The following is a 26,072-nucleotide window of genomic DNA, read 5'->3' on the forward strand; positions in this document are numbered from 1 at the left end:
GTGCCGAGTAAGAACGGCAAATAGAAAATGGGGAAGCGGGAGGCGTGAACTCCCGCTGCTTGAATGAAGACCAGGAAAATAGCTCGGGATGCAGCTGGTGTATCAGTAGTTTCTCGCGATGAATTCGGAGAGTCGCTTGGTTCACCCGGTATCGGTTTCACATGGAATTTGTCATGTGATCTGTTTCGCGCTTTGCTGCGTAATCACAACCACCTGTCCGCAAGGGCAGTGAACCTCATAAATTCCTTCTGTTGTTTCTCTGGAAAATCTCACCATGCTTGCTCAATACGATCCCGCGATTGTTTTTCTGTCTTATGTCATTTCCGTCCTGGGATCCTTTGCCGCGTTGCAATTAGTCACCGCGATCCCTGTAGCGGCAACCAGGGCACAGCGACGTACGGCGATTGTGTCAGCGGGTGCGGCACTGGGCCTTGGTGCGATCTGGTCCATGCATTTTGTCGGCATGCTGGCACTAAAGACTGATATGAAAATGGCCTACGATGTATGGGGCACCCTGGTTTCGCTGGCCGTTGCGGTTGCTGCTTGTACTGTGGGCATGGCGATCTGTGGTTCCGGCCGATTCAGCATCGATCGCCTGCTGCCTGCTTCCGTATTTATGGGTGCCGGTGTGGCCGGTATGCATTATTTCGGTATGGCGTCGATGCTGATGCCGGCGGAAGTCAGCTATAACCTCAATATCATCCTGATCTCGATCATTATCGCGGTGGTGGCTTCGTTCGCGGCGCTGTGGATGGCGTTCAACATGCAGGGTAACGGACGCAAGTTCCTCAGTGCGCTGGTCATGGGCGTGGCAGTATGCGGTATGCATTACACCGGCATGACAGCTGCCAGTTACCGCATGACCGGTGTCATGCCCCAGTCGGGCTGGGCCGGTGCGGTAAGCCAGACTTCGGTGGAAATTTTTGCGGGCTTTGTTGCCCTGTGTGTGCTGGTGCTCGCGATCGGGGTTGCCCGCTGGCACCGCAGCCGCCCGCAACTTGCCAGCTGAATCCCAATTAAGAACCAATTGTCATTCCCGCGCACGCGGGAATCCAGGTAGCAGGGTTGTCGCACCCCGGCAATGCTGGATCCCGGCTCAAGGCCGGGATGACGAAACTGGTTTGATCAAGGCATAAAAAAACCGGAGCAATTGCTCCGGTTTTTTTATTTCAGACTTTTAGTCCATGTAGCTCTCTACCGGCGGGCAGGAGCAGATCAGGTTGCGGTCACCGTAGACGTTGTCGATACGGTTGGACGCCGGCCACACCTTGTGGTGCTTGAGCCAGTGTGCCGGGCGACCGGCCACTTCGCGGCTGTAGGCGTGGGTCCACTCGTCGGCCATGATGTCGTCCTGGGTGTGCGGCGCGTTGTGCAGCGGGTTGTCTTCCGCAGTGTACTTGCCGCTCGCCACGTCTTCCGCTTCCTGGCGGATGATCGCCATGGCTTCCACGAAACGATCCAGCTCTTCCTGGGCTTCGGATTCGGTCGGCTCGATCATCAGGGTGCCGGCTACCGGGAAGGACATGGTGGGCGCGTGGAAACCGAAGTCCATCAGGCGCTTGGCAATGTCTTCCTCAGTGATGCCGCTCACTTCCTTCAGCGGACGCAGGTCGATCAGACACTCGTGCGCAACAAAACCATTGGTGCCGGTGTACAGCAGCGGGTAGTGCGCGCTCAGTTTCTTGGCCACGTAGTTGGCGTTCAGGATCGCGGTCTCGGTGGCCAGCTTCATGCCGGTCTTGCCCATCATGCGGATGTACATCCAGCTGATCGGCAGGATGCTCGCGGAGCCCCAGGGTGCCGCGGAGATGGTGCCGTTCACCGGATCGTTGCCCGGAACTTCGGTTACCGGGTGGCCGGCCAGGTAGGGCTTCAGGTGTTCGCCAACGGCGATCGGGCCCATGCCGGGGCCGCCGCCACCGTGCGGGATACAGAAGGTCTTGTGCAGGTTCAGGTGGGATACGTCACCACCGAACTTGCCCGGTGCGGCCACGCCAATCAGGGCGTTCATGTTGGCACCGTCGATGTACACCTGGCCACCGGCATTGTGGATAAGTTCGCAGATCTCGCGAATGCCTTCCTCGAACACGCCGTGGGTGGACGGGTAGGTGACCATCAGCGCGGCGATGCGGTCGCCGTGCTCTTCCACTTTCGCTTTCAGGTCGGCGATGTCGACGTTGCCCTTGTTGTCACAGGCAACCACGACCACCTTCATGCTGACCATCATCGCGGATGCCGGGTTGGTGCCGTGTGCAGAGGCCGGGATCAGGCAGATGTCGCGCTGGGTTTCGCCTTTGGCTTCCAGGTATTTCTTGATCGCTACCAAGCCGGCGTACTCACCCTGGGAGCCGGCGTTCGGTTGCAGGCTCACGGCGTCGTAACCGGTACATTCCGCCAGCATGGCTTCCAGCTGGGTGAACATTTCGCGGTAGCCTTCGGCCTGGTCGGCCGGCGCGAACGGGTGCAGCTTGCCGAATTCCGGCCAGGTCACCGGGATCATTTCCGCGGTGGCGTTCAGCTTCATGGTGCACGAACCCAGCGGGATCATGCTGTGGTTCAGGGCGATGTCCTTGGACTCCAGGGTCTTCAGGTAGCGCAGCATCTCGGTTTCGGAGTGGTGCGTGTTGAATACCGGGTGGGTCAGGAAGTCAGTGGTGCGCTGCAGGTTTGCCGGAACACCGGCAGGGCCTTTGGCGACCAGCTCGCTGTCGAGCTTGCCCAGGTCCAGGTTGTGCTCGCCACCGATGAATACGGCCAGCAGCTCGGAGACGTCGGCCAGTTTGGTGGTTTCGTTCAGGCTGATACCCAGTGCGTCGCTGCCAACCTTGCGCAGGTTGATCTCGGCGGCGATGGCGCGCTCGAAGATTTCAGACTGCTTGTCGCCCACGTTGATGGTGAGGGTATCGAACCAGCTTTCGTGGGTGAGGTTGAAACCGGACTGCTGCAGGCCGGCGGCCAGGATGTCGGTCAGGCGCTGGATGCGCGCAGCGATGGTCTTCAGGCCTTGCGGGCCGTGGTAGATGGCGTAGAACGCACTCATCACCGCCAGCAGTACCTGGGAGGTACAGATGTTGGAGTTGGCCTTCTCGCGGCGGATGTGCTGCTCGCGGGTCTGCATGGCCATACGCAGGGCGCGCTTGCCTTTGCTGTCTACGGAGACACCGATGATGCGGCCGGGCGCAGAGCGCTTGTAGGCTTCGCGGAACGCGAAGAAGCCGGCGTGCGGGCCGCCGTAGCCCATCGGGATACCGAAGCGCTGGTTGCAGCCGACAACCACGTCTGCGCCCATCTCGCCCGGCGCTTTCAGCGCAACCAGGCTCATCAGGTCAGCGGCAACGGTGACCAGGGCGCCGGCGTCGTGCACCTTGGCGATCAGGTCAGTGAGGTCGCGTACCACACCAGTGGAGCCCGGGTACTGGAACAGGGCGCCAAACAGGTCTTCCGGCAGCTCGGTTTCCGGGTTGCCTACCAGTACGTCAAAGCCGAAGTGCTCGGCACGGGTTTTGACGACGGCGATGGTCTGCGGGTGGCAGTCGGCATCCACGAAGAAGGTATTGGACTTGTTGCGCTTCACCTGGCGCTTACACATCGCCATGGCTTCTGCGGCGGCGGTGCCTTCGTCCAGCATGGAGGCGTTGGCCAGTTCCATGCCGGTCAGGTCCATGATCATCTGCTGGAAGTTCAGCAGGCCCTCGAGGCGGCCCTGGGCGATTTCCGGCTGGTAGGGGGTATACGCGGTGTACCAGCCCGGGTTTTCCAGCACGTTGCGCAGGATCACGTTGGGGGTGATGGTGTCGTGGTAACCCATACCGATGAAGGTACGGAAGATCTTGTTGCGGCTCGCCAGGGCTTTCAGTTCCGCCAGCGCCTGTTGCTCATCCACGGCATCCGCCAGATCCAGCTCATCCTGTTTACGGATGGAAGCGGGCACGGTCTTCTCGATCAGCTCGTCGAGGGACGCAACGCCAAGGGTTTCGAGCATAGCCTGGGTCTGGGCGGCATCCGGGCCAATGTGACGACGGATAAACGCGTCGCGTTGTTCCAACTGCTTGAGCGAAGGCTGGGTCATAGTGGATGAGTTCCTGTAAACACTAAAAGTGTGCTGCCGGCGCGCTGTTGCCAGAGGGTGCGCTGTTGTCAGAAAAGTACCGGTAAAAAATAGCAAAGAGGGCCACGACTAAGGTGGCCCGATGTCTAAAGTGGCCCGCATTTGGAATAGCCCCGCATACTGGCGGTGTGGGGCCCGGCCGGCGCGCATCTTAGCAACCGCGTTGGTAGTGGGCAATTGGGCACGGCCACGGTCAAAAATATGCTAGAAGATCGGCATTTTTGTGAGATATATCCTGTTTCTGCAAATGTGGCGTTATTTTATTCTGCGGTTTTTCGTGGTGACCGCTGGGCTGTGAGATCTTGACCATACTGTGCGTATAAATCACCGCAGACCGGGGTAACCCTGTGCCGCAGGAGAGGTAAGGCTGGAGGCAAGGAAGGCACTCTGCACAGAATAAATTGCACTCAACTCCATGGAAGTCGGGAATCTGCTGTGCTGAAACTGGCCACTCTCAATACACTCCGCTTCAAGGCGTGCCTGTTCTCCCTGCTGCTTGTTGTCGCCATGTGCCTGTTTTTCATTCTCCTGGGTAATGGCAGCCTGCAATCGCTCCTCGAAAAAAGCCGCGAGAGCCGTTATCTCAGCTTCCAGAAACAGATTTCCGGCCTGATGGTGCACTCGCGTCAGGAGGCCCAGCGCCTGGCGGAGCTGGTTGTACACAATGAGCGCGGGCGTATCGCCAGCCGGGATGACCTGCGCAAGTCCATGAATCGCCAGTGGGAGCTGTTACAGCACAACTGGGGGCTGCACTCGCTGAAGCTGTATTCCGGCACTGCCGAGCCTGCGCTCACCTGGGGGGCTCCACACAGCGGGCTTTCCAGGGACGAGGTGCGCCAGGTGCTGCTGCGTGGCCAGCCTCTGGAACGGGTGTATTGCGAGCACACGTGTGTGCAGAGTGTCGCGCTGCCGGTCAGGGCCAGTGGTGGCGACTACGTGTTGCAGATAGACCGGGCCCTGTCACAGCTGCTGGAGCGATTTCGCTCCATGACGGGATCGGAAATCGGCATTATTTCCAGCGAGCGTCAGCCCGAGTATGCGGATGGCGCCAATTACGTTGAGCGTTGGCAGCGCGAGGTGCTGGCGCTCACTTCCCGAGACCGCCTGTTGCCCCTGCTCGCCCAGCTGGCAGAGCGGGAAGGTCTCGAGCGCCTGCACTTTTCCCGCTTCTTTCGCTTTTCCAATCGCCAGTACGATATCCGGGTGATGCCGGTGGATGTAGGTGGGGAAGGGGCGCATTTCATCTTCATTGACGATGTCACCGAAGAGGCGAAGCACATCAGCGCCTCGGTGAAACTGCTTTTGCTGTTTTCGATACTGGGCGCACTGATCTTCAGCGCGGCGGTGGCGGGAACCCTGTGGCGCCCGATTGTGCGTCTGCGGCGCCTGGCGCAAGCCCTGCCGCTGCTCACCAACGGGCGCTTTGACGATGCCCGTCGCCTGATCCAGCCCGTGCACAAGGATCTGAATAAATTCGATGAGCTGGATGTGCTGGACAATACCGGCCTCACGGTGTGCGATCAGCTGGAAGACATGAACGACATGGTGAGCCGCAAAACCGCCCAGCTTGAGCAGATTGCCATGCACGACAGCCTGACGGGGCTGGATAACCGCTATAGCCTGCTCGACCAGCTGGAGCACTACCTGAACCTCCAGCGGCGGGCAACGACTGGGCAGCGGGAGCAGGGCTATCTGTTCTTTGTGGACCTGGACGACTTCAAGCAGGTGAATGATACCCTCGGTCACCAGGGGGGCGATGAGCTGCTGTGCGTGCTCGCACGGCGGTTACTGAGTGTGATGCGCTGTGGAGATATTGTCGCCCGCCTTGGTGGTGACGAGTTCTGTGTCTTTGTCCGGGATCTGCCCGAGGCGGATGCCTACCGGACACTGGCAGAAAAAATGCTCAATACGGTGGCCCAGCCGGTGAAAATTTTCGGGCACCTGGTAGCCGTTACCATGAGCGTGGGGGTGGTGGCGATTGATGAGCAGGGCGATACCCTGGAAGCCATACTGCAAAAGGCAGATATGGCGATGTATCACGCCAAGCGCAATGGTAAGAACAAGTTCCAGCTGTTTTCCCCCGACCTGCCCGAGAGTGCCGAGCTTTCTTCCCCTGAGTCCACACCGACCTCGACAAAATCCTCCTCTACAACAAAAGGCGCGCAAAACGTTGCGACTCTGGAACTCATTTCCAGCCAGCCACGATGATTGGCGCACCTGTCTTCATGAGGCAGCCCTGCGGGCCGATGACCGCAGCGCCCTGCACTATCTTTAAAGTTACCTTCTTCCGAAATTGCCTGCAGCGGATGTGACCCATCCAATGTGGTGGCGGAAGTCAGAGGGTGGCTTTGGGGGGTACCGCAAATGCTTGCGATACCGAACTCTCCGGAGCCAGTGTAAGGAACGTCGGCCACAAGCCGGCATGGAAGCAATGAACAGTCGCAGTATGGCGAGAAAAATTTATTCAACGAGCGATCAGTTACTGGGGAGTTACCTGCGTAATCTGCTGGAATCCGCCGGTTACTCCGTGCTCACCCAGCAAACCCGGGTGGAATCCCTGCAGCCCGATGGCAATCCCATGGACTGGCACTCCGAGCTTTGGCTGATCGGGGATTCCGATATGGCTATGGCGCAACAGGTGGTACAGCAGGCGCTGGCAGGGGAAGCCGGCTGACCGGAGTTCCGCTTTGATTGCGCGATCAATTCGCTCGACTTATGTTTCGCGCCTGGCGTTGTGCACGTGAGTTTACGATTCTGGTTTTACGACACCGGTCGCTCGCCCTTCCCAGGGGCTTCTCTGGCGAGCTGAGGCCCGCCGCCCCCTTTCCCATACTCTATCTCAGCGCAGTGGTCATCTGTCCCTGGCGATGTTTTGCCGTGCGCTCGACCCGCCTTGCTGGTGCGCCCCGTCACCGGATCCACGCCCTTTCAGGAGGTTAGAGGAATGGTGCCAGGGTGCGTGCCAGTTGTGTGCGAAGAGGCTCATCGGCAGTGATCCCCTGATCGCGCAGCCGTGAGGTGTCCAGCTGGCAGTTGTAGGGACGCGGCTCGGCCATGACCGGGTTGCTGTCTGGCTGGATGTGATCGCTGCTCACACCGGCGATATCCGCCACCATCAAAGCGAGCTGGTAGCGGGTTGTCGCCTTGCTGCCACTCCACTGGTAAATACCATCAAACGCGCTGCCGGCAGCGATGCGCGCCAGGCATTGATGTATGACATCGGCCACTTCTTCCACGCTGGTGGGAAAGCGGATAGCCCAGTCGTCGATTTTGACCGGGGTTTTATCCGCGACGATATCCAGCAGCGCCGTGATGCCGGATTCCTGCAGGTTTGCCGTGGGGCCGAACAGCCAGGGCAGGCGCAGCACCCAGTGGTTGCCGCTCTCGAGAACCACCTGCTCGCCGGCGAGCTTGCTGCGACCGTAAAAGTTCAACGGATTGGTGGGGGCATCGTGCCGGTAGGGCGCATTTTGGCCGTCAAATACGTAATCCGTAGAAATGTAGGCCAGCTGTGCACCGCGAGTAGCGCAGGCTTCTGCGAGTGCACGGGTGCTGTCCACATTCAGTTGCCAGGCGCTTTCCGGCTGTTGGGCGCAGCGATCTGGCCAGCGCTCCGCGGCGCAGTGGATAACCACTTCCGGTCGCACCTGATCCAGTACCCTTTGCACCTGGTCGGCATCGGTCAGGTTCAGGGCGATGAGCTGGTCACCGGCGCGGCTGAATGCCGTGCCGGTGGCCTGGATGTCGGCCTGCTGTTGCAGGCGGGCGAGAACACTGCGGCCCAGCAGGCCGGAGGCGCCGGTGACGAGTACGCGCATGGCGGGGTTACATCTGCTCCAGCACTTCAATGCCAAGCAGGTCGAGGCCGGTGGCAATCGTGCGTGCGACCACGTCGCACAGCTGCAGGCGGCTCTGCTTCTGCGCTTCTGTGACACCTTCCTTCAACACCGGGCAGGCTTCGTAGAAGGCCATGTAGGCGCTGGCCAGCTCATACAGGTAAGTACACAGCACGTGCGGGAAGGTGTCCTTCGCCACCTGATCCAGTACTTCGCCAAACTGGTTGAGCTTGATCGCCAGGGCGCGCTCGGCGTCGGTGCCGAGTTCAATCGCACCGGTGAGTTCGGACGGGGCGATGCCTGCGCGACGGAAGATGCTGCGCACGCGGGTGTAGGCGTATTGCAGGTAGGGGGCGGTGTTGCCTTCGAAGGCCAGCATCGAATCCCAGTTGAACACGTAATCGTTGGTGCGGGTCTTGCTCAGATCCGCGTATTTCACTGCACCGATACCCACCACGCGGCCAATCTCGGCCTGCTGTTCCGGGCTCAGTTCCGGGTTCTTTGCCGCGACCAGGGCAGTGGCGCGCTCAACCGCTTCGTCCAGCAGTGCCGCCAGTTTCACGGTACCGCCGGTGCGGGTTTTGAACGGCTTGCCGTCTTCACCCATCATGGTGCCGAAGGCGCAGTGCTCCAGTGTCACTGATTCCGGCAGGAAGCTGGCTTTGCGCGCGGCGGTAAAGGCCTGTTGCAGGTGCAGGGACTGGCGCGCATCCACCACGATCAGGATGCGGTCTGCCTTCAGCTGGTTGGCGCGATAGCGGATCGCGGCCAGGTCGGTGGTGGCGTAGAGGTAGCCACCGCCTTTCTTGCGGATGATCATCGGGCTGGGATTGCCCTCTTTGTCTGCCATTTCCTCCAGGAAGACTACGATCGCGCCCTGGTCTTCCACCGCGATTCCGCGATCGAGCAGTTCCTGCACCAGTACCGGCAGGTCGTCGTTATAGCGACTCTCGCCGTAGACGTCGCTGCGTGTCAGGGTGACGTTCAGCTTTTCATAGATCTCTTCGCTGTGGCTGATGGAGATGTCGATAAACTGTTGCCACAGTTTCAGGCACTCGGCGTCACCGCCTTGCAGCTTCACCACATATTCGCGGGCACGGTCGGCGAAACCTTCTTCCTCGTCGAAGCGAATCTTGGCTTCGCGGTAGAACTGCTCCAGATCCGACAGGGCGACCTCGGCATCGTCGCTTTTCAGCTTGTCTGACAGGTGTGCCAGCAGCATGCCGAACTGGGTACCCCAGTCGCCCATATGATTCTGGCGGATCACTTTGTGGCCCTGGAACTCCAGCAGCCGGGCCAGCGCGTCGCCGATAATGGTGGAACGCAGGTGGCCTACGTGCATTTCTTTGGCGAGGTTGGGGGCGGAGTAGTCCAGCACCACGGTCTGGGGCTCGGCTACCTTATCGATATTCAGGTGTTCATCGGCACGGGCTGCCACCAGGGTTTTGCCCAGCCAGGCGTTGTTCAGATGAATGTTGATAAAGCCGGGGCCAGCAATTTCCACTTTCTCGATGATCTCGCCCTTATCCAGGTTATCGACGATCTTCGCTGCCAGTTCGCGTGGGTTGCTGCCCACTTTCTTGGCGGCTGCCATGGCGCCGTTGGCCTGGTAGTCACCAAAACCGGCCTTCTTGGCCGGGGCCACTGCGGGGCTGCACTCTGCGGGGATACCGGCGGCAATCATGGCGGCCTGGAAGATGTCGTTCAGCTGTTGGCGAATGTTCATAGAGTAAGAATCGTCCGGGGAGAAAATCACTGGAGGAATAATAGAGAAGGCGGGATTTTAATGTGCGCTGGGGGCATTGCAACCGGCGCGCGAACCCGGGTTCTGGAACCCGGGCCTGCGGGATTGACCGGGCAGGCGTGGTAAGCCGCGGATCCGCGGCTGGCCTGCCCTGAAAAATCAGAAGCGGAAACCGACTGAGATGCTGCCCAGGGCGGGGGCGGTGTCTTCCATGTTGTATACGGTGTAGTCGGCGCTGAACATCCAGTTGCCGGCACCGAGACCCAGGGTCACACCGTAGTAAGGGTCGTTGCCGTCCACGGTTTCGCTGAGTCCGGCTTCGTTACCGTAGTCATAGGCCTCGTAAGCGCCAATGGCGCTGTTCCAGAAGTACTCGGTCCACTCGTCGATTTCATAGGCGTCAGCCTCTACGTCCCACAGGTGGTAACCGAATCTCACGCCGGCGGTGAAGCCGCTGTAGACGTCGGTTGAAAGTACCACGCCGATGGCCAGGGAGCTGGCGGAAATACCGGCGCCGGACTCGTAGACACCTTCCTCAAAGTAGTAATCGTATCCGGGGGTGCCGTAGCCGTAGGGCTCAATATAGGACTCGGTGATCTCGCCGAGGTTGACGTAACCACCCTCGAGTGCGAGGAACGGGCTGGCCTGGTAACCCAGCATCAGGCTGTAGCCCGCAGGCTGCTCGTAATCGTACTCGTCGAGTTCGTGGATGTCCGGATCGACGCTGCCGTAGCCAAACTTGAGGTAGAAAGGGCTGTAAGCACTGTCATAGGCGGTCGCAAAGGGCGACAGTAAAAGCAGCATGGCGCAGGCAAGCTTTTTCAAGGTGGTATTCCTTTTGTTGGTATCTTGGTCCCAAAGGCGGTTCAGCCGACGTCGAATGTGGATAACTTGCTGGCTGAGGGGCCGGGAATCTATACGAAATCCCTCCACAATGAAATTGATGCCCGCGAAGCCTGTGCGCCAATTGCGTTACCATGTGCCCCAAACTTCACGGAGGCTCCATGGCAACCACACTTTACTGGCACGACTACGAAACCTGGGGTACGGATCCCGGCGCGGACAAGCCCTCCCAGTTTGCCGGCATCCGCACGGATGAAGACCTGAACATCATCGGCGAACCGCTGATGATTTACAGCAAGCCGGCCAGCGACTGCCTGCCGCAGCCGATGGCGAGCCTGGTGACCGGGCTGGCCCCGCAAACTGCACTGGCGGAGGGTGTGCCGGAGATCGATTTTATCCGCCGCATTCTCGACGAGCTGGGCGCTCCGGGTACCTGCGGCGTGGGCTACAACAGCCTGCGTTTCGATGATGAGGTCACCCGCCACACCCTGTACCGCAACCTGCTCGACCCCTATGAGCGCGAGTGGCGCTCGGGCAATAGCCGCTGGGACATTATCGACATGGTGCGCCTGACTTACGCGCTGCGCCCGGAAGGCATCCAGTGGCCGCAGCGGGTCGCCGCCAATGGTGAGCGCGTGCCGTCTTTCCGCCTGGAAGAGCTCACGGCGGCCAACGGCATCAGCCACGAGGGCGCCCACGATGCGTTGTCGGATGTGCGTGCCACCATCGATATGGCGAAACTGATCCGGGAGAAGCAGCCCCGCCTGTACGAGTATGTGTACAACCTGCGCCGCAAGCAGGAAGTGGCCAAGCTGCTCGACCCCCACGCCCGCCAGCCGCTGCTGCACGTATCCGGCAAGGTGTCGGCGGCCCAGGGGCATCTCACCTATGTGCTGCCGCTGGCCATGCACCCGGTTAACCGCAACGCGGTGATCTGCGCCAATCTGGCCATGGATCCGCAGCCGATTATTGACCTGGATCCGGATGCCCTGCGCGAGCGCCTGTATACCGCCCGCGACAAGCTGGGTGAAGGCGAATTGCCGGCGGGCCTGAAACTTATCCACATGAACCGCTGCCCGGTGCTGGCGCCGGCGAAGATGCTGGACGACAAGCGGGCGGCGGAGCTGGGGATCGACAAGGCGGCCTGCGTGGCTAGCTGGCAGCGCCTGCGCGATCTGGATCTTACGCAGAAGCTGCACCAGGTGTTTCTCGACGGCGAATTCCCGGCGCGGGATGTGGAAGCGCGGCTGTACGACGGTTTCATGAACGATGCGGATCGCGACCTGTGTCGCCAGCTGCACCGGGCGCTGGCCAGTCGCGGCCCGGAGGCACTGGCGGGCGAGGTTCCGTTTTCCGATTCGCGCCTGCCGGAACTACTCTTTCGCCTGCGGGCGAGAAATTATCCGGAGACCCTCAGTGAGGTGGAGCAGGCGCGCTGGGAGGCCTGGCGCTACCAGCGCCTGACGGATCCGGCGTTCGGCGCGAGTATCACCATGGAAGCCTACTTCGAGGAGATCGCGCGCCTGCGGGAGGAGTTCCCGGAGCGCAGTGAGTTGCTCGATCAGCTGGAGGCCTGGGGCGACGCGCTGCTGGTCTGATGTCAGCTGGGTGGGAGCCTGCCAGCAGGCTCCTGAAAGTGGGCTCCTGAAAGTGGGCTCCTGTAAGAGGGCCCATGTAAGTTGGGTTCGGTGACTCTAATGTTCTGTTCCATGGGCCGGCTCCCGCGTAGAATACGCGCCCGGTAAAGCCGCCGGTGATCCCGGCGCAAACAGTGCTTAACGTGGAGCAGCAATGGATTTTATTGGCGCCAACATTCTTTCCGTCAGCCAGTTTGATCGCGGTGATATCGACCGCATCTTTTCTGTGGCAGACACCATGGTTCCCTACGCCCGCCGGGAGAAAGTAACCCGCGTGCTCGAGGGGGCCATCCTCGGCAATATGTTCCTGGAGCCCAGCACCCGCACCCGGGTGAGTTTCGGCTGTGCCTTTAACCTGCTGGGTGGCACGGTGCGCGAAACGGTGGGTATCTCCGCCAGCGCCATGGCCAAGGGCGAATCCCTTTATGACACCGCTCGGGTACTGTCCGGTTATTCGGATGTGATCTGTATGCGCCACCCGCAGGCGGGTTCGGTGGCGGAGTTTGCGGCGGCGAGCCGGGTACCGGTGGTGAACGGTGGCGATGGCGCCAACGAGCACCCGACCCAGGCGCTGCTGGACTTGTATACCATCCGCAAGGAGCTGGAAGGCAAGGGCCGCTCGCTGGACGATTTCCGCATCGCGATGATCGGCGACCTGAAATACGGCCGCACGGTGCACTCGCTGTGCAAGCTGCTGTGCCTGTTCAAGAAGGTGCAGCTGGTGTTTGTGTCTCCGGAAGAGCTGGCGATGCCGGAGAAGGTGGTCGAGCAACTGCGTGAGGCTGGCCACCAGGTGACGATTTCCGATCAGCTGGAGCAGTCGATCAAGCATGTGGATATCGTTTATTCCACCCGCATCCAGGAAGAGCGCTTCGCCTCCCAGGAAGAGGCGGATCGCTACCGCGGTCGCTTCCGCCTGAACCGCGATATCTTCACCCGCCATGCGGAACCCAACACCGTGATTATGCACCCGCTGCCGCGTGACTCCCGCGCCGAAGCCAATGAGCTGGATCCGGATCTCAATGAACACCCGAGCCTTGCCATTTTCCGCCAGACTGACAACGGCCTGCTGGTGCGTATGGCACTGTTTGCAATGTTGCTGGGGGTGGAAAACAAGGTGGACGATTACGCACGGCCGGTGACCTGGCAGGTGCGTCGCAATCCTATCTAACGGCTTTATAACGCCCTGACAGTACCGTGTATCGGCACCTTCGCTTCGAGTTTAAGTGGTTCTAATTGCTAGTTTAATAAGCTTTGCGAACGAAGTGCTGAACTGAGACGCGAAGGCAAATCACCCGGTGAAGTATTTCGAAACCGTCGGCGACAGGACGTCGCCGCCGGAGCTTACAGGGATGTATTCACAGCGTTTTCGAAATGCTTCACCGGGTGGTTTGCCGCCACCCAACCTACATCAAAACAGAAGCGGCGGGGTGGCCGAAAAAAGGAGGGGATCAGTTGGTGCGGCTGGTCACTTCCAGCAGGTGATAACCGAACTGGGTTTTCACCGGGCCGTGTACCTTGTTCAGTTCACCGTTGAATACGACTTTGTCGAATTCCGGAACCATCTGGCCCTGGCCGAATTCGCCCAGGTCGCCGCCGTTGCGGCCGGAAGGGCACTTGGAATACTGCTGGGCAATTTTGCCGAAATCGGCGCCGCCTTCGATCTGCTTTTTCAGATCTTCACACTGGGCTTCACTCTCAACAAGAATGTGTCGGGCTGTTGCTCTTGGCACGGGATTCTCCCTGGTTAATTCATTTACGTGCGGCACAGCTTAGTGGCTAAGACGCCGCTAGGCCAGTTTATTGACCCGACAGTGCTGCAAAAGTATTGCACTGATTCACATCACCGCTGGTAAAGCCGCGCTGGAACCAGTAAGCCCTTTGTTCGGCACTGCCGTGGGTAAAAGCGTCGGGGGAGACCGCACGGCCGGAGCGGCGCAGGAGATGGTCGTCGCCCACCGCAGCGGCCGCCCGCAATCCTTCCTCGATATCACCGGGCTCCAGCATATTGCGATCGCGGTGAGCGTAAAACGCCCAGACGCCAGCGAAGCAGTCGGCCTGCAACTCCAGCATCACCGACAACCGGTTGGCGGTGACCTTGTCCGCTTGCATCCGCGCGCGCTGCACTTTGTCGGAGGTGCCCATCAGGTTCTGTACGTGGTGCCCGACTTCGTGGGCGATCACATAGGCGAAGGCAAAGTCGCCGGGCGCGCCGAGTTTTTTCAATTCATTCAGGAAGCCCAGATCGAGGTACACCTTCTGGTCACCGGGGCAGTAAAAGGGACCCACCGCGGCTGAACTGAGTCCGCAGGCGGAGCGCACGGCATCGTTGTACAGCACCAGCTTTGGCGTGGTGTATTGGGAACCGGCCTGCTGGAACAGCTTGCCCCAGGTATCTTCGGTATCGGCCAGTACCACCGCGACAAATTGCGCCAGCTCATCGCTGGCGGCGTCCGACGGCTGTACCTGCCCATCAGGGCCAACAGTCGGTGGCCCGGTGTGGGTGGTGCCGCTGAACATGTTACTGCCGAAATAGTAGAGCGCACCCAGGACCAGGAGTATCAGCCAGCCGCGCTTGCTGCGCAGCAGGAAGGGCGCTATGGCCAGAAGGTTGCCGAGACCGCCCAGGCCACCGCCGGGGGATGCCTCGCCGCGACGGTCTTCGACATTGGAGCTTCTACGACCTTTACGCCAGCGCATAGCAATACCTCTCGCTGCACATCCGCACTCTGCATTAGTTAGAAGTCTAGAACAGCTGGCGCGAGTTTTTGTTTTATCGGAGTGACGTTATCCTTGGCGGGGTAAACACAGTGGTATCTTTGTCGCTTATCTGTGCATTGTTGGACGGTTACTTTGTCTCTTATCCCGCTATTTCCCCTGAATATGGCGCTGTTCCCCGGCGTAACCCTGCCGCTGCGTATTTTCGAGCAGCGCTACCTGCGCCTGGTGACGGAGTCGCTCAAATCGGATACCGGTTTCGGTGTCGCGCTGATCCGCAGTGGCCGCGAGGTGGGGCCTGCGGATGTCTGGCCGCTCGGCCTGTACGTGCGCATTGTTGACTGGAGCCAGGGCGAGGAGGGCCTGCTGCATATCGATGTGGCCGGGACGTCACGCTTTCGCATTCTGGATACCTTTTTGGAGGAGGACGGCCTGCGCATGGCGGAGGTGGAGTGGCTCGATGAGGAGGACTCCCACCCGATCCCGGAGCATTGCGATGGCCTGCTGGCGGTGCTGAATGAACTGAAACAGCACGCGGCGATGCTGGCGCTGAAGTTTGCCCCGGTGGACTCCGCTGAAGCGCTGTCGTGGCAGCTGGCGCAGCTGCTGCCGCTGGACGATGCCGCGCGGATTGAATTGCTTGCCAGCCAGGATCCGCTCGAGCGACTGGCGCATATTGCGGACAACCTGGATCGCTGGGCCAAACAGTAGCGCCTGGTTGATCGAATAATTTTACTGCTCAGGTTCCGCCGGTAAGCGGCGGGAATTTTTGGGGATGACATGGACGGTTTCTTGGTTTTCGGACTTTTACTGCTGCTAATGGTGATCTGCGGATCGCTGCTCGGACTGGTTTCCTACTTCGAGGTGCGGCGCCTGCGCACTGAGGTGCAGCAATTGCGCGCGGATCTTTCCGGCAGCGGCTCTTCTCAGCCTGCGGCAGCGGGGGCGGGTGCTTCCGGTAGGGAGCCGCCGATCCAGTCGGCTTCCGAGCCCGTGGCGGCAGTGCCGGCAGGCCCTGCCCCGATCCCGCCGGCGCAGGGCAGTGTGCCCAAGCCCCGGCCTGTGATCGCGCGGGGGGCAGCACCCGCTGGCGGCCGGGTGAAATCACCGGTATCTCCGCTGTGGTCGCATATCCGTGACAACTGGATGGTCTGGCTCGGGGGTGGCTGTGTTGCGCTGGCGGGAATTTTCCTGGCCCGCTACGGCATCGAGCAGGGGTTGCTCGGGCCGCGGGTACGGGTGGCCATGGGGCTGGTGACGGCCGCGGTGCTGTACCTGGTCTCGGAATACCTGCGTCGTAAAACCGGCGGCAGCCACCCGGCATTTGCCGCGCTCGCCGGTGGCGGTGCCATTACCGCCTTTGCCGCCATCCTGTCTGCGGTGCATCTCTATCAATTGTTTTCCCCCGGGCTGGCCTTTGCATGGCTGGCGGGTGTGGCCGTCGTCACCATGTGGATGGCGCGCCTGCACGGGCCGGTGCTGGCTGCGATCGGGATGATTGGCGCCTATTCGGTGCCTGCACTGGTGTCGACCGGCAGTGGCAATGTGCTGGCGGCGATGCTGTACGCGCTGATCATTTCGGTTTCCGTGCTGCTGTTGCTGCGTTACGTCTACCGCACCTGGCTCTGGTTGGGTTTGCTGGCCGGCGCCCTGGGCTGGTGGCTGGTTTCCCTGGTCGGGCATCAGGCGGATGGCTGGCGAGGGCTCTATCTGGCGGTGCTCGCCTACCTGCTGCTCGCAGTCATTTCCCGGGACTGGCTATTGCGCAGGGGCTCCGCGGTCGGCGCAGGGGAAACCTCAGTTGCGGCTGGGGAGGCGCTGCTGCTGCCGAGCCTGCTGGCGGTGGTGGCGGCACAGTGCCTGTCGATCCTCAAGCAGGGCTTTTCGCCCGATGCATTGTGGCAGTGGAGCCCGCTGGCGGTGGTTCTGCTGCTCGCGGCGCGCGCGCGCCCGGCGCTGGCACCACTGCCGTGGGCGCTGCTGCTGGGGCAGTGTGCGGTTTGGCTGGTGTGTCGGCTGGATGGCGTGGCCACTGATCCCGGGCAGGTAGGCAGTTCACTCCGACTGATTCCCTGGCCGGCAGAGCAGCAGGGCGGGTTTCTGCTGTACCTGCTGGCTACCACTGCCATGTTTTCCGCACTGTCTCTGGTCAATTTGCGCAACGGACAGGCGCGTTACTGGTGGGCGTCGCTGGCGGTGCTGGCACCTCTGTTGTCCCTGATACTTGGCTATCTGCTGGCCGGCGATTACCTAACGCAGTATCTGTGGGTTCTGCTTGCGGCGATTCTGGGCGCGGTGTACCTGTATCTGGGGAGTCTCGGTGTGGGTAAATCCTGGCCCAGGGCGGCGGTGGTGTGGCTGTTCGCGGCCGGCCATTTTGGCTACTGCGTGGCCGCCTGCCTGTGGCTGGAGCAGGCAAGCCTGACGCTGGCGCTGGCGCTGCAGGCGGTATCGCTGGCGTGGATAATCCGCCGCTTTGAGGTTCCGGGGCTGGGCTGGTTGCTGAAGGGCATATTGCTGCTGGTGGTGATTCGGCTCTCCCTGAATCCCTGGCTGCTCTCTTACGCCCCGGGTACGCACTGGTCGCTGTGGACTTACGGTGGCTCGGCCCTCTGTGCCTGGCTGGCGGCGCGGCTGCTGTTGCCGGTGTCTGGTTCGGCCTATGTGAACCTGGGGCGCTGGGCGGAGGCGACCGCCCTGCACCTGACGGTGTTGGCGCTGTGGGCGGAGTGCCGTTACTGGCTGTACGACGGCAACGCGTTTGCGGCGGAGTTCAGCTTCAGGGAGGCGGTGGTCAATGTATGGCTGTTTGCAGGGCTGGGGATGGTCTATTACCGCAAGAGCCTGGTCAGTGGCAGTTTTGCCCGCTGGTACGACGTCTATGGCCGCGTGCTGATGTTTGTTGCCCTGGCAACCTATGTGCGCATGCTGGTGGCGGTGGCCGACAGCGATGGCTGGGCCTGGCGGGCCGTCAGCGAACGGCCGCTGTGGAACCTGCTGTTGCCGGCCTTTGCCGGGCCGGCGTTACTGGCATTCCTGGCCAGCCGCTATTATCTGCCGGCGGTGCGCAGGGCGGCGGCGCTGCTGGCGTCCGCGGCCGGTTTTGTCTGGGTGTCTCTGGAGATCCGGCACCTCTGGCAGGGCAATATCCGCATCAGCCAGCCGGCGCTGACCGGCGAGTTGTATACCTATTCCGTGGTCTGGCTGCTGCTGGCGGTCGCGGCCATCCTGCTCGGCAGCTGGCGCGGGTGGCGCAGCTGTTACCAGGGGGGCATGGCGGTGCTGGCGCTGGTGATCGTGAAGCTGTTTCTTGTGGATATGTCCGGGCTGGAGGGCTTGCTGCGGGTGGCTTCGTTCATGGGGCTGGGGCTGGCGCTGCTGGGAATCGCCTATTTGCACCAAAAACTCAGTGGACATGGGCGAAATTCTGCCCATTAGGGGCAATCTCCGCGTCCGCTTAATGTATACTGCGCGGCCCGAAATTTCGGGTCGCCTTCAGGGGTTCCAGGCAGAGGTTTTGCCTTCTAGGGTTTTCAAGGAGAGAGTTCGTGAGCAGTACCAGTGCGCCCGCCGCCAGGCAGGAAGTGAACGCAGAGAGCACCATCGCCAGAGTGCAGGAAATGGGTCGCGCCGCGCGCGCCGCTGCACGCCTGATGGCACGTGCCGATACCGCAACCAAGAACCGGGCGCTGAAGGCCATCGCCGCGGAGCTGGATGCCCGCCGTGACGAGCTGGCCGCGGCCAATGCCAAAGACATGCAGAATGGCCGCGACAATGGCCTGGATGCCGCGCTGCTGGATCGCCTGGAGCTGAACAATGCGCGCATCGACGGCATGATCGAAGGCCTGAACCAGATTGCCGAGCTGCCGGACCCGGTGGGAGAAATCTCCGACCTCAAATACCGCCCGAGCGGCATACAGCTGGGCAAGATGCGCGTACCCCTGGGTGTGGTGGGCATTATTTACGAGTCGCGTCCGAACGTGACCATCGACGCGGCGAGCCTGTGTCTGAAATCGGGCAACGCGACCATTTTGCGCGGCGGCAGCGAAGCGCTGCATTCTAACGGTGCCATTGCTGCCTGTATTGCCGCGGGGCTGAACAAAGCCGGTTTGCCGGAAACTGCAGTGCAGGTGGTGGATACCACGGATCGCGCCGCGGTCGGCGCGCTGATCGCGATGCCGGAATATGTCGATGTGATCGTGCCGCGCGGCGGCAAGGGCCTGATCGAGCGCATCAGCCGCGAGGCGCGGGTGCCGGTGATCAAGCACCTCGACGGCATCTGTCACGTGTACCTGGATGACCGTGCGGATCCGAAGAAGGCATTTGATATCGCACTGAATGCAAAAACCCATCGCTATGGGGTGTGCAATGCGATGGAAACCCTGCTGGTGGCCGAAGCGGTAGCGGCGGAGTTTCTGCCGAAGCTGGCGGCGGCCTATGCTGAAAAAGGCGTGGAACTGCGGGGCTGTGACAAGACCCGGGCAATCCTGCCCCAGGCTCTGGCGGCCACTGAGGAAGACTGGGCCACGGAATACCTGGCGCCGGTGCTGTCCATCCGCGTAGTCGCGGATATGGACGGGGCGATGGATCACATTGCCCAGTACAGCTCGGGGCACACCGAGTCCATCGTGACCGAAGACTACACCCGCGCGCGGCGTTTCCTCGCCGAAGTGGATTCGAGCTCGGTGATGGTGAACGCCTCGACCCGTTTTGCGGACGGCTTTGAATATGGACTGGGTGCCGAGATCGGCATCAGTACCGACAAAATTCACGCCCGCGGCCCGGTGGGGCTGGAAGGGCTGACTTCCCAGAAGTGGATTGTGTTTGGGGATGGGCAAATCCGGGAATAACGGATTTCTAGTGATACTAGAGCTCGTTTTTTATGGAGTTTGGTGGCGGTACTGCTACCGGGTGCGGCTTTGTAAGACACGCCGTGAACCCATCCATGGGGGCTCGGCTGCGGCCGTCCTGGCCGCAGACGGTCTCACAAAGCCGCACCCGGTATCAGCACCTGCGCGGAAAGTCATGTGGTGCTCGTTAGCTTGACACGAATTGGGACGGTGGAAATTGGCGCGAATGCTCCCCGGCACTGGGAAGCCAAAATTTTCGCGTCTGATCCAACAGAACAGAGGGCCAAGTGGCTCAGAAAATGAAAACCATCGCCCTGTTCGGCGGAACCTTTAACCCGGTTCACTTCGGCCACCTGCGTATGGCGCTGGAGCTGAAGGAAGTGCTCGGGTTCGACGAAATGCGCCTGCTGCCCTCACACCAGCCGGCACACCGGGGGGAACCCGAGGTCAGTGCGGCTGACCGCCACGACATGCTGGCGCTGGCACTGGAAAACTGCCCGGAGCTGATGCTCGACGACCGGGAACTGCGCCGGGAAGGGGCCACGTATACCGTGGACACCCTGGAAGAATTACGCAGTGAGCTGGGCGACAAGATTTCGCTCAGCTTCTGTATGGGACTGGACTCCCTGCTCGGCCTGCCGGGCTGGCACCGCTGGGAAAAGCTGCTGACCCTCGCTCATCTGGTGGTGGTCACACGCCCCGGCTGGCACATTCCCCGTGAAGGGGAGGTGGCCGAGCTGGTGGCGCAGCATCGCGGTGATATGGCAGAGCTCGCCAGCGAGCCTGCCGGGCGGATTCTGATCCGGGAGCAGACCCTGCTGCCGATCTCCGCCACCGGGGTACGCGAACTGATCCGCAGCGGGCGCTCGCCGCGCTATCTGCTGCCGGAACGTGTACTCGACTACATTGAAACTCATCGACTCTACCGGAGTTAACTAGCGGGCCGGTATGGCCCGGATCAAGGTGTTATGACTGATATCAAAGAAATTGCCGTAAACGCACTGGAAGACCTCAAGGGACAGGACATCGTTGCCCTGGATGTTTCCGAACTGAGCGACGTGATGGAAACCCTCATCATCTGTACCGGTACCTCCAACCGCCAGGTGAAATCCCTGGCCAGCAACGTAGTGGAAGATGGCAAAGAGGCCGGTATTCGCCCGATCGGTGTGGAAGGCATGGACACTGGCGAATGGGTGCTGGTGGATTACGGTGACGTGGTAATACATGTCATGCAGGCCCAGATCCGCGCCTTCTACGACCTGGAAAAACTCTGGTCCATGACCCCGAATACCCGCGAAAACGCGGACGGCAGCGACCCGCACCAGGACTGATCGTGTTGAACCGGAACCGGGTGCGCTGATGAAAATCCGAATACTCGCCGCCGGCGGCAAGATGCCATCCTGGGTGCAGGAGGGGTACCAGGAGTACGCCAAGCGCCTGCCCCGGGAGCTGACCCTGGAAATGGTCGAGATCCCCCTCGGCAACCGCGGCCAGAAAAACTCCGCCGCGCTGGTGGAGAAAGCCCGCCAGAAAGAAGGCGAAGCCATGCTCGCGGCCCTCGGGCCACGGGATCACGTGGTTGCCCTCGATGTGAAGGGGAAGTCGTGGAGTACCGAGCAGCTCTCCCGGGAGCTCGCCGGTTGGCAGATGTCCGGGGACAACGTCAGCCTGCTGATTGGCGGGCCTGATGGCCTGGCACCGGATTGCCTGAGTCGCGCCAGTCAGCGCTGGTCCCTGTCTGCGCTGACCATGCCGCACCCACTTGTGCGAGTCCTGCTGGCAGAGCAGCTTTACCGTGCGTGGACGCTGTTGGCGGGGCACCCGTACCACAAATAATACGCGCTGCGGCGTTCAGTACCCCGTGGCGCCCTGCCATTGCTGCCGTTACCCACAGCCGGGTTTGTGTAAATCGCCCTGAGGGAATCTCCGGCACAGTCCCGAGAACTCTTTGAATCTGCCTTTGTCAGAAATGCGGTGGCGGCTAACCTGCTGCTGGCAATCGGTTGACAATTCACGCGTGTTTGCGAAATTGACGAATCCGTCGCGGGATTGACTGCATTGGGGTGCTCCGTACCGCCGCAAACTTGTGTACACTTCGTGGTTATTTTTACGCCACGAACGATGTGCCTGACACATCGGCAACCTTAACCTGATCTGCGCCCGAACCGAATTCATGTCCGAAAACCTGCGCTTCAAAGACCACCACACCGAGCAGCGCCTGTTCCGCAATCGTATGCTGGTGGCCATTCTTGGCGTCGTGGTGCTGATGGGGGTACTGGTTGTGCGTTTCTACAACCTGCAGGTTGTGAACTACGAAAGCTACCGTACCCAATCGGACCAGAACCGGATCCAGGTTCGCCCCGTACCCCCAACCCGTGGCCTGATTTACGACCGCAACGGCGAGCTGCTGGCCGACAACCGCCCCAGTTACACCCTGTCTATCGTCCGTGAGCGGGTGAAAAACCTCGATGAGACCCTGGAACTGCTGGGTCAGCTGGTCGAGATCGAAGACAGCGATGTGGATAAGTTCAACCGCCGCCTGCCGCGTCGCCGGCCGTTTGAGCCCGTGCCCCTGCGCTACCGGCTGAGCGAAGAAGAGATTGCGCGTATCAGCGTCAATGAGTACCGCATGCCGGGTGTGTCGGTGGAAGCGGAGCTGGTGCGCTACTACCCGAAGGGCGACCTGTTTGCCCACAGTGTCGGGTACGTGGGGCGAATCAATGACCGGGAACTGCAGCAGTTCACCGAAGAAGATGTGCGCCGCTATCGCGGCACGCTCAGTATTGGCAAGGTAGGGCTGGAGCGCTCCTACGAAGACCTGCTGCTGGGGGAGGTCGGTTTTGAAAACGTCGAAACCAACGCCCGCGGCCGGGTACTGAAGGTACTCGAGCGGCACGACCCCAAGCCGGGCTCAGAGCTGACCCTGCACCTGGATACCCGCCTGCAACAGGTCGCCACCGATGCCCTGGGCGACCGCCGTGGCTCGGTAGTTGCCATCGACGTCAAGACGGGCGGTGTACTGGCGTTTGTCAGCAAGCCCTCCTTTGATCCCAACCTGTTCGTGACCGGCATCAGCTTTGCCGACTACCGCGCGCTGAGTGACTCCCTCGATGTGCCCCTGTTCAACCGCGCCCTGCAGGGCCAGTACCCGCCGGGTTCGACCCTGAAACCGATGATGGGACTCGGTGGCCTCGCGGCCGGGGTCATCTCTGCGGATACCAAGGTCGCTGACCCGGGCTTCTTCAAACTGCCCAACGATAAACGTATTTACCGCGACTGGAAGCGCTGGGGCCACGGCAAGCATGTGGATCTGATCCAGGGGCTGGCGCAGAGCTGTGATGTGTACTTCTGGGACATGGCCGCGCGCTGGAATATCGATGGCATGCACGACATCGCCACTCGGTTTGGGCTCGGGGACAAAACCGGAATCGACCTGCCCGTGGAGCGTCCGGGGCTGTTTCCGTCCCGGGAGTGGAAGCGCGGCGCCCGCGGAACCTCATGGTTCCCGGGGGACAGCCTCAATGCGGTGCTCGGGCAGGGCTTTGTACTGGCGACGCCGCTGCAGCTGGCGGTTATGACCGCCACCATCGCCAACCGCGGCAGCCATTTCCGTCCCCAGGTGGTGATGGCTGTGGATGGCGTGGAGCAGCCGCCGGAAGTACTGCATCACGTTGAAGCCAGGCCTGAATACTGGGATCTGGTGTTCAAGGGGATGGAAGCCGTGGTGTACAGCGCCCACGGTACCGGTAAACGCGCCGGTGCCGGGCTCGATTTCAAAGTGGCGGGCAAATCCGGTACCGCACAGGTGGTGGGTATTGCCCAGGGTGAGCGTTACGATTCCGAAGCGCTCAAAGAGCGCCACCGCGACCACGCCCTGTTTGTGGCTTTCGCGCCGGCCGACGATCCTCAGATCGCGGTGTCGGTTCTGGTGGAAAACGGCGAGGGCGGTGGCCTGGTGGCCGCGCCAGTGGCCCGGGAAGTCTTTGCCGAATGGATGGCGCGCCCGCTGGAAGACACCGCCTGGCACCCGCCGTTGAACCTGAATAACTCCCAGGAGACCGTTGCCCGTGGCTAGTCGCGATTACATGCACCGGTTGCCGGATGCCGGCAGCAGCCTGCGCCGCCCGGCGAGCCTGTCCCGCCGCCTGCATATCGACGTGCCACTGCTGCTTTTGCTGATGGTACTGGCCAGTGTCGGCCTGGTGATTCTGTACAGCGCCTCGGGTGAAGAGATCCATTACGTCAAGCGCCAGTCGGTGTTCCTTGGGCTGGCGTTTGTGGGCATGCTGATCGCCGCGCAGATCCCCCTCGAGTTTTATCGCCGTTGGTCGCCGTGGTTTTACCTGGCCGGGTGCTGCCTGCTGGTGGCGGTGTTATTTGTCGGCGTGGGCGCGAAAGGCGCGCAGCGCTGGCTGGAAATCGGCGGTTTCCGTTTTCAGCCGTCGGAAGCGTTAAAACTTGCCGTGCCGATATCGGTTGCGGCCTATCTGCATAACCGTACGTTACCGCCGTCCCTGTTTTCCGTCATTGGCGCGCTCGTAATTGTCGCGGTACCGGCGGCCCTGATTGTGCGCCAGCCGGATCTTGGCACCTCGATCCTGATCGCCGCTTCCGGTCTGTTTGCGCTTTATCTCTCCGGTCTCAGCTGGAAGATGATCGGCAGCGCCGTGGTGGCGGCGCTGGCAGCGGCCTGGCCGATGTGGCAATGGGGCTTGCGGGACTACCAGCGGCAGCGCATTTTGACCCTGTTTAACCCGGATGCGGATCGCCTGGGGGCGGGCTGGAATATCTTCCAGTCGAAGGCGGCGATCGGTTCCGGCGGTTGGAGTGGAAAAGGGTACATGCAGGGCACCCAGTCCCAATTGGATTTCCTGCCGGAAAGCCATACCGATTTCATTATTGCGGTATTGGCCGAAGAGTGGGGCATGCGCGGCGCATTGCTATTGTTGTTGCTGTATTTATTGATTATCGCGCGGGGCATCTATATTAGTCTCATGGCCCAAAGCGTGTTTGGCCGCTTGCTGGCGGGCAGTATTACCCTGACATTCTTTGTTTATGTTTTTGTGAATATCGGTATGGTGTCCGGCCTCCTGCCGGTTGTTGGGGTGCCCTTGCCGCTGGTCAGTCATGGCGGAACTTCGGTCATTACTCTGATGGCAGGTTTCGGGATATTGATGGCCATCAGTACGGAAAAGCGCAGAGTGCTGTTTTAAATTGCCGTGAAGTGCCACTTTTTGGCGCGCTTGCAGTCACAGCTTCAGATTGAAACGAATAATTCCCCAGCAGTTGGAAAGCACTCTATGAAAACAGGAGCGGTTGCGTTGAAGTGGACCACAGGATTGATGGCAGGATTGGGGCTGGTTCTCAGTGCCTGCGCACAGGAGCAGGGCCACGAAGAGAATGCCCAGGCCCAGGCCTTTGTCGAGTACATGGCCGCCGAGCACAACTTCAACCGCGATGAGCTGACCCTGTTGATGCGCGAAGCCAAGCGCAAGGATTCCATTCTGCGGGCGATCAAACGCCCCGCGGAAAAAGCCAAGCCCTGGTATGAATACCGCAAGATCTTCCTCAGCAATACCCGCATCAGTGGCGGTGTTGATTTCTGGGACAAGAATTCGGAAGCTTTGAAAGCGGCCCAGGAAAAATACGGCGTGCCGCCGGAACTGATTGTGGCCATTATTGGTGTGGAGACGCGCTACGGTGGCAATATGGGCAGTTACCGGGTGCTTGATGCGTTGTCCACGCTTGCATTCAATTACCCCCGTCGCGCCAAGTTTTTCACCAAAGAACTGGAAAATTACCTGCTGCTGACCCGGGACGAAAAAATTGACCCGACTTCCCTGAAGGGCTCTTATGCCGGCGCCATGGGTTTTGGACAGTTTATGCCGTCCAGCTACCGCCACTACGCGGTCGATTTTAACGGTGATGGCCGCGTTGATATCTGGACCGATACCGAAGATGCCATCGGCAGTGTGGCGAATTACTTTGTGGAGCACGGCTGGCGGCCGCACGAGCCGATTGCGGTGATTACCGAGCCGCGCCCGAATGCCGATATGACGGTGGTTAACGACGACCTGAAACCCAAGTGGACGGTGGGGCAGCTGGAAGAGAAGGGGTTTCCGACCACTGCGCAGGTGACGAAAGACATGCCGGCCAATGTGTTCTCGCTGGAGACAGACAACGGCAAGCAGTACTGGATTGGCCTGAACAATTTTTACGTAATTACCCGCTACAACCACAGCCGCCTCTACGCCATGGCGGTATACGAACTGGGTCAGGAAATCATCAAGGCCCGCGGGGGGCGTTCCTGACGCCCGGGGGATTACCGGTTTGTGG

The 26,072-nt window shown here is 60.8% G+C and carries 20 protein-coding genes; 14 read left to right on the forward strand and 6 right to left on the reverse strand.

Annotated features, from left to right (window positions below):
* Positions 1-274 precede the first annotated feature (274 nt).
* A complete protein-coding gene (locus ACNKU7_RS13870) occupies positions 275-1,009 on the forward strand; it encodes an MHYT domain-containing protein (RefSeq protein WP_418297587.1) in 735 nt (244 codons plus the stop codon).
* Positions 1,010-1,177: 168 nt separating this feature from the next.
* Here the strand turns inward: ACNKU7_RS13870 and gcvP are convergent, their stop codons facing one another.
* On the reverse strand, positions 1,178-4,069 hold the full coding sequence (gene gcvP / locus ACNKU7_RS13875; protein ID WP_418297588.1) for an aminomethyl-transferring glycine dehydrogenase: 2,892 nt from the start codon (positions 4,067-4,069) through the stop codon (positions 1,178-1,180).
* Between the two features lie 474 nt (positions 4,070-4,543).
* On the opposite strand from gcvP, the gene ACNKU7_RS13880 reads away from it, so the two are divergent.
* Entirely contained in the window at positions 4,544-6,316 is a 1,773-nt protein-coding gene (locus tag ACNKU7_RS13880; RefSeq protein WP_418297589.1) for a diguanylate cyclase domain-containing protein, read from the forward strand.
* A gap of 223 nt (positions 6,317-6,539) precedes the next feature.
* Positions 6,540-6,782, forward strand: a complete 243-nt coding sequence (locus tag ACNKU7_RS13885; protein WP_418297590.1) for a hypothetical protein — start codon at positions 6,540-6,542, stop codon at positions 6,780-6,782.
* 262 nt (positions 6,783-7,044) lie between these two features.
* On the opposite strand, the gene ACNKU7_RS13890 is transcribed toward ACNKU7_RS13885, so the two are convergent.
* The 3 genes from ACNKU7_RS13890 to ACNKU7_RS13900 all read right to left on the reverse strand — a co-directional run bounded on the left by ACNKU7_RS13890 (position 7,045) and on the right by ACNKU7_RS13900 (position 10,513).
* The gene (locus ACNKU7_RS13890) at positions 7,045-7,926 is read right to left on the reverse strand and encodes a dTDP-4-dehydrorhamnose reductase family protein (RefSeq protein ID WP_418297591.1); all 882 of its coding nucleotides are present in this window, start codon (positions 7,924-7,926) and stop codon (positions 7,045-7,047) included.
* A 7-nt stretch (positions 7,927-7,933) separates the two neighbouring features.
* Entirely contained in the window at positions 7,934-9,670 is a 1,737-nt protein-coding gene (argS, locus tag ACNKU7_RS13895) for an arginine--tRNA ligase (protein ID WP_418297592.1), read from the reverse strand.
* Positions 9,671-9,847: 177 nt separating this feature from the next.
* Positions 9,848-10,513, reverse strand: coding sequence for a hypothetical protein (locus ACNKU7_RS13900; protein ID WP_418297593.1), 666 nt, complete (start codon positions 10,511-10,513; stop codon positions 9,848-9,850).
* 179 nt (positions 10,514-10,692) lie between these two features.
* Here ACNKU7_RS13900 and sbcB point away from each other — a divergent pair, with 179 nt between their 5' ends.
* Together sbcB and ACNKU7_RS13910 are read left to right on the forward strand one after the other, a co-directional pair.
* A complete protein-coding gene (sbcB, locus tag ACNKU7_RS13905; protein WP_418297594.1) occupies positions 10,693-12,129 on the forward strand; it encodes an exodeoxyribonuclease I in 1,437 nt (478 codons plus the stop codon).
* 193 nt (positions 12,130-12,322) lie between these two features.
* Entirely contained in the window at positions 12,323-13,339 is a 1,017-nt protein-coding gene (locus ACNKU7_RS13910; RefSeq protein WP_418297595.1) for an aspartate carbamoyltransferase, read from the forward strand.
* A 280-nt stretch (positions 13,340-13,619) separates the two neighbouring features.
* Here the strand turns inward: ACNKU7_RS13910 and ACNKU7_RS13915 are convergent, their stop codons facing one another.
* Positions 13,620-13,901: a peptidylprolyl isomerase gene (locus tag ACNKU7_RS13915; RefSeq protein ID WP_418297596.1), complete on the reverse strand. Its 282-nt coding sequence runs from the start codon at positions 13,899-13,901 to the stop codon at positions 13,620-13,622.
* 67 nt (positions 13,902-13,968) lie between these two features.
* The gene (gene ypfJ, locus ACNKU7_RS13920) at positions 13,969-14,868 is read right to left on the reverse strand and encodes a KPN_02809 family neutral zinc metallopeptidase (protein WP_418297597.1); all 900 of its coding nucleotides are present in this window, start codon (positions 14,866-14,868) and stop codon (positions 13,969-13,971) included.
* A gap of 153 nt (positions 14,869-15,021) precedes the next feature.
* Between ypfJ and ACNKU7_RS13925 the strand changes: the two genes are divergently transcribed.
* From ACNKU7_RS13925 to mltB, 9 genes are all read left to right on the forward strand, one after another.
* The gene (locus ACNKU7_RS13925; protein ID WP_418297598.1) at positions 15,022-15,597 is read left to right on the forward strand and encodes an LON peptidase substrate-binding domain-containing protein; all 576 of its coding nucleotides are present in this window, start codon (positions 15,022-15,024) and stop codon (positions 15,595-15,597) included.
* A gap of 69 nt (positions 15,598-15,666) precedes the next feature.
* Complete coding sequence (locus ACNKU7_RS13930; protein WP_418297599.1) at positions 15,667-18,324, forward strand: DUF2339 domain-containing protein; 2,658 nt, start codon at positions 15,667-15,669, stop codon at positions 18,322-18,324.
* 164 nt (positions 18,325-18,488) lie between these two features.
* The gene (locus tag ACNKU7_RS13935; protein ID WP_418297718.1) at positions 18,489-19,736 is read left to right on the forward strand and encodes a glutamate-5-semialdehyde dehydrogenase; all 1,248 of its coding nucleotides are present in this window, start codon (positions 18,489-18,491) and stop codon (positions 19,734-19,736) included.
* Positions 19,737-20,023: 287 nt separating this feature from the next.
* The gene (gene nadD, locus ACNKU7_RS13940; protein ID WP_418297600.1) at positions 20,024-20,671 is read left to right on the forward strand and encodes a nicotinate-nucleotide adenylyltransferase; all 648 of its coding nucleotides are present in this window, start codon (positions 20,024-20,026) and stop codon (positions 20,669-20,671) included.
* A gap of 33 nt (positions 20,672-20,704) precedes the next feature.
* On the forward strand, positions 20,705-21,067 hold the full coding sequence (gene rsfS / locus ACNKU7_RS13945; RefSeq protein ID WP_418297601.1) for a ribosome silencing factor: 363 nt from the start codon (positions 20,705-20,707) through the stop codon (positions 21,065-21,067).
* 28 nt (positions 21,068-21,095) lie between these two features.
* Complete coding sequence (gene rlmH / locus ACNKU7_RS13950; protein ID WP_418297602.1) at positions 21,096-21,572, forward strand: 23S rRNA (pseudouridine(1915)-N(3))-methyltransferase RlmH; 477 nt, start codon at positions 21,096-21,098, stop codon at positions 21,570-21,572.
* Between the two features lie 337 nt (positions 21,573-21,909).
* A complete protein-coding gene (gene mrdA / locus ACNKU7_RS13955; RefSeq protein ID WP_418297603.1) occupies positions 21,910-23,811 on the forward strand; it encodes a penicillin-binding protein 2 in 1,902 nt (633 codons plus the stop codon).
* Positions 23,804-24,949 (forward strand): rod shape-determining protein RodA, encoded by a 1,146-nt coding sequence (gene rodA, locus ACNKU7_RS13960; protein ID WP_418297604.1) that lies wholly within the window; start codon positions 23,804-23,806, stop codon positions 24,947-24,949. Before mrdA ends, rodA begins: the two co-directional genes overlap by 8 nt.
* Before the next feature lie 108 nt (positions 24,950-25,057).
* Positions 25,058-26,047, forward strand: a complete 990-nt coding sequence (gene mltB, locus ACNKU7_RS13965; RefSeq protein WP_418297605.1) for a lytic murein transglycosylase B — start codon at positions 25,058-25,060, stop codon at positions 26,045-26,047.
* Positions 26,048-26,072: the final 25 nt, after the last annotated feature.

Origin of the sequence: Microbulbifer weihaiensis (assembly GCF_048323715.1) — a bacterium.
Taxonomy (GTDB): domain Bacteria; phylum Pseudomonadota; class Gammaproteobacteria; order Pseudomonadales; family Cellvibrionaceae; genus Microbulbifer.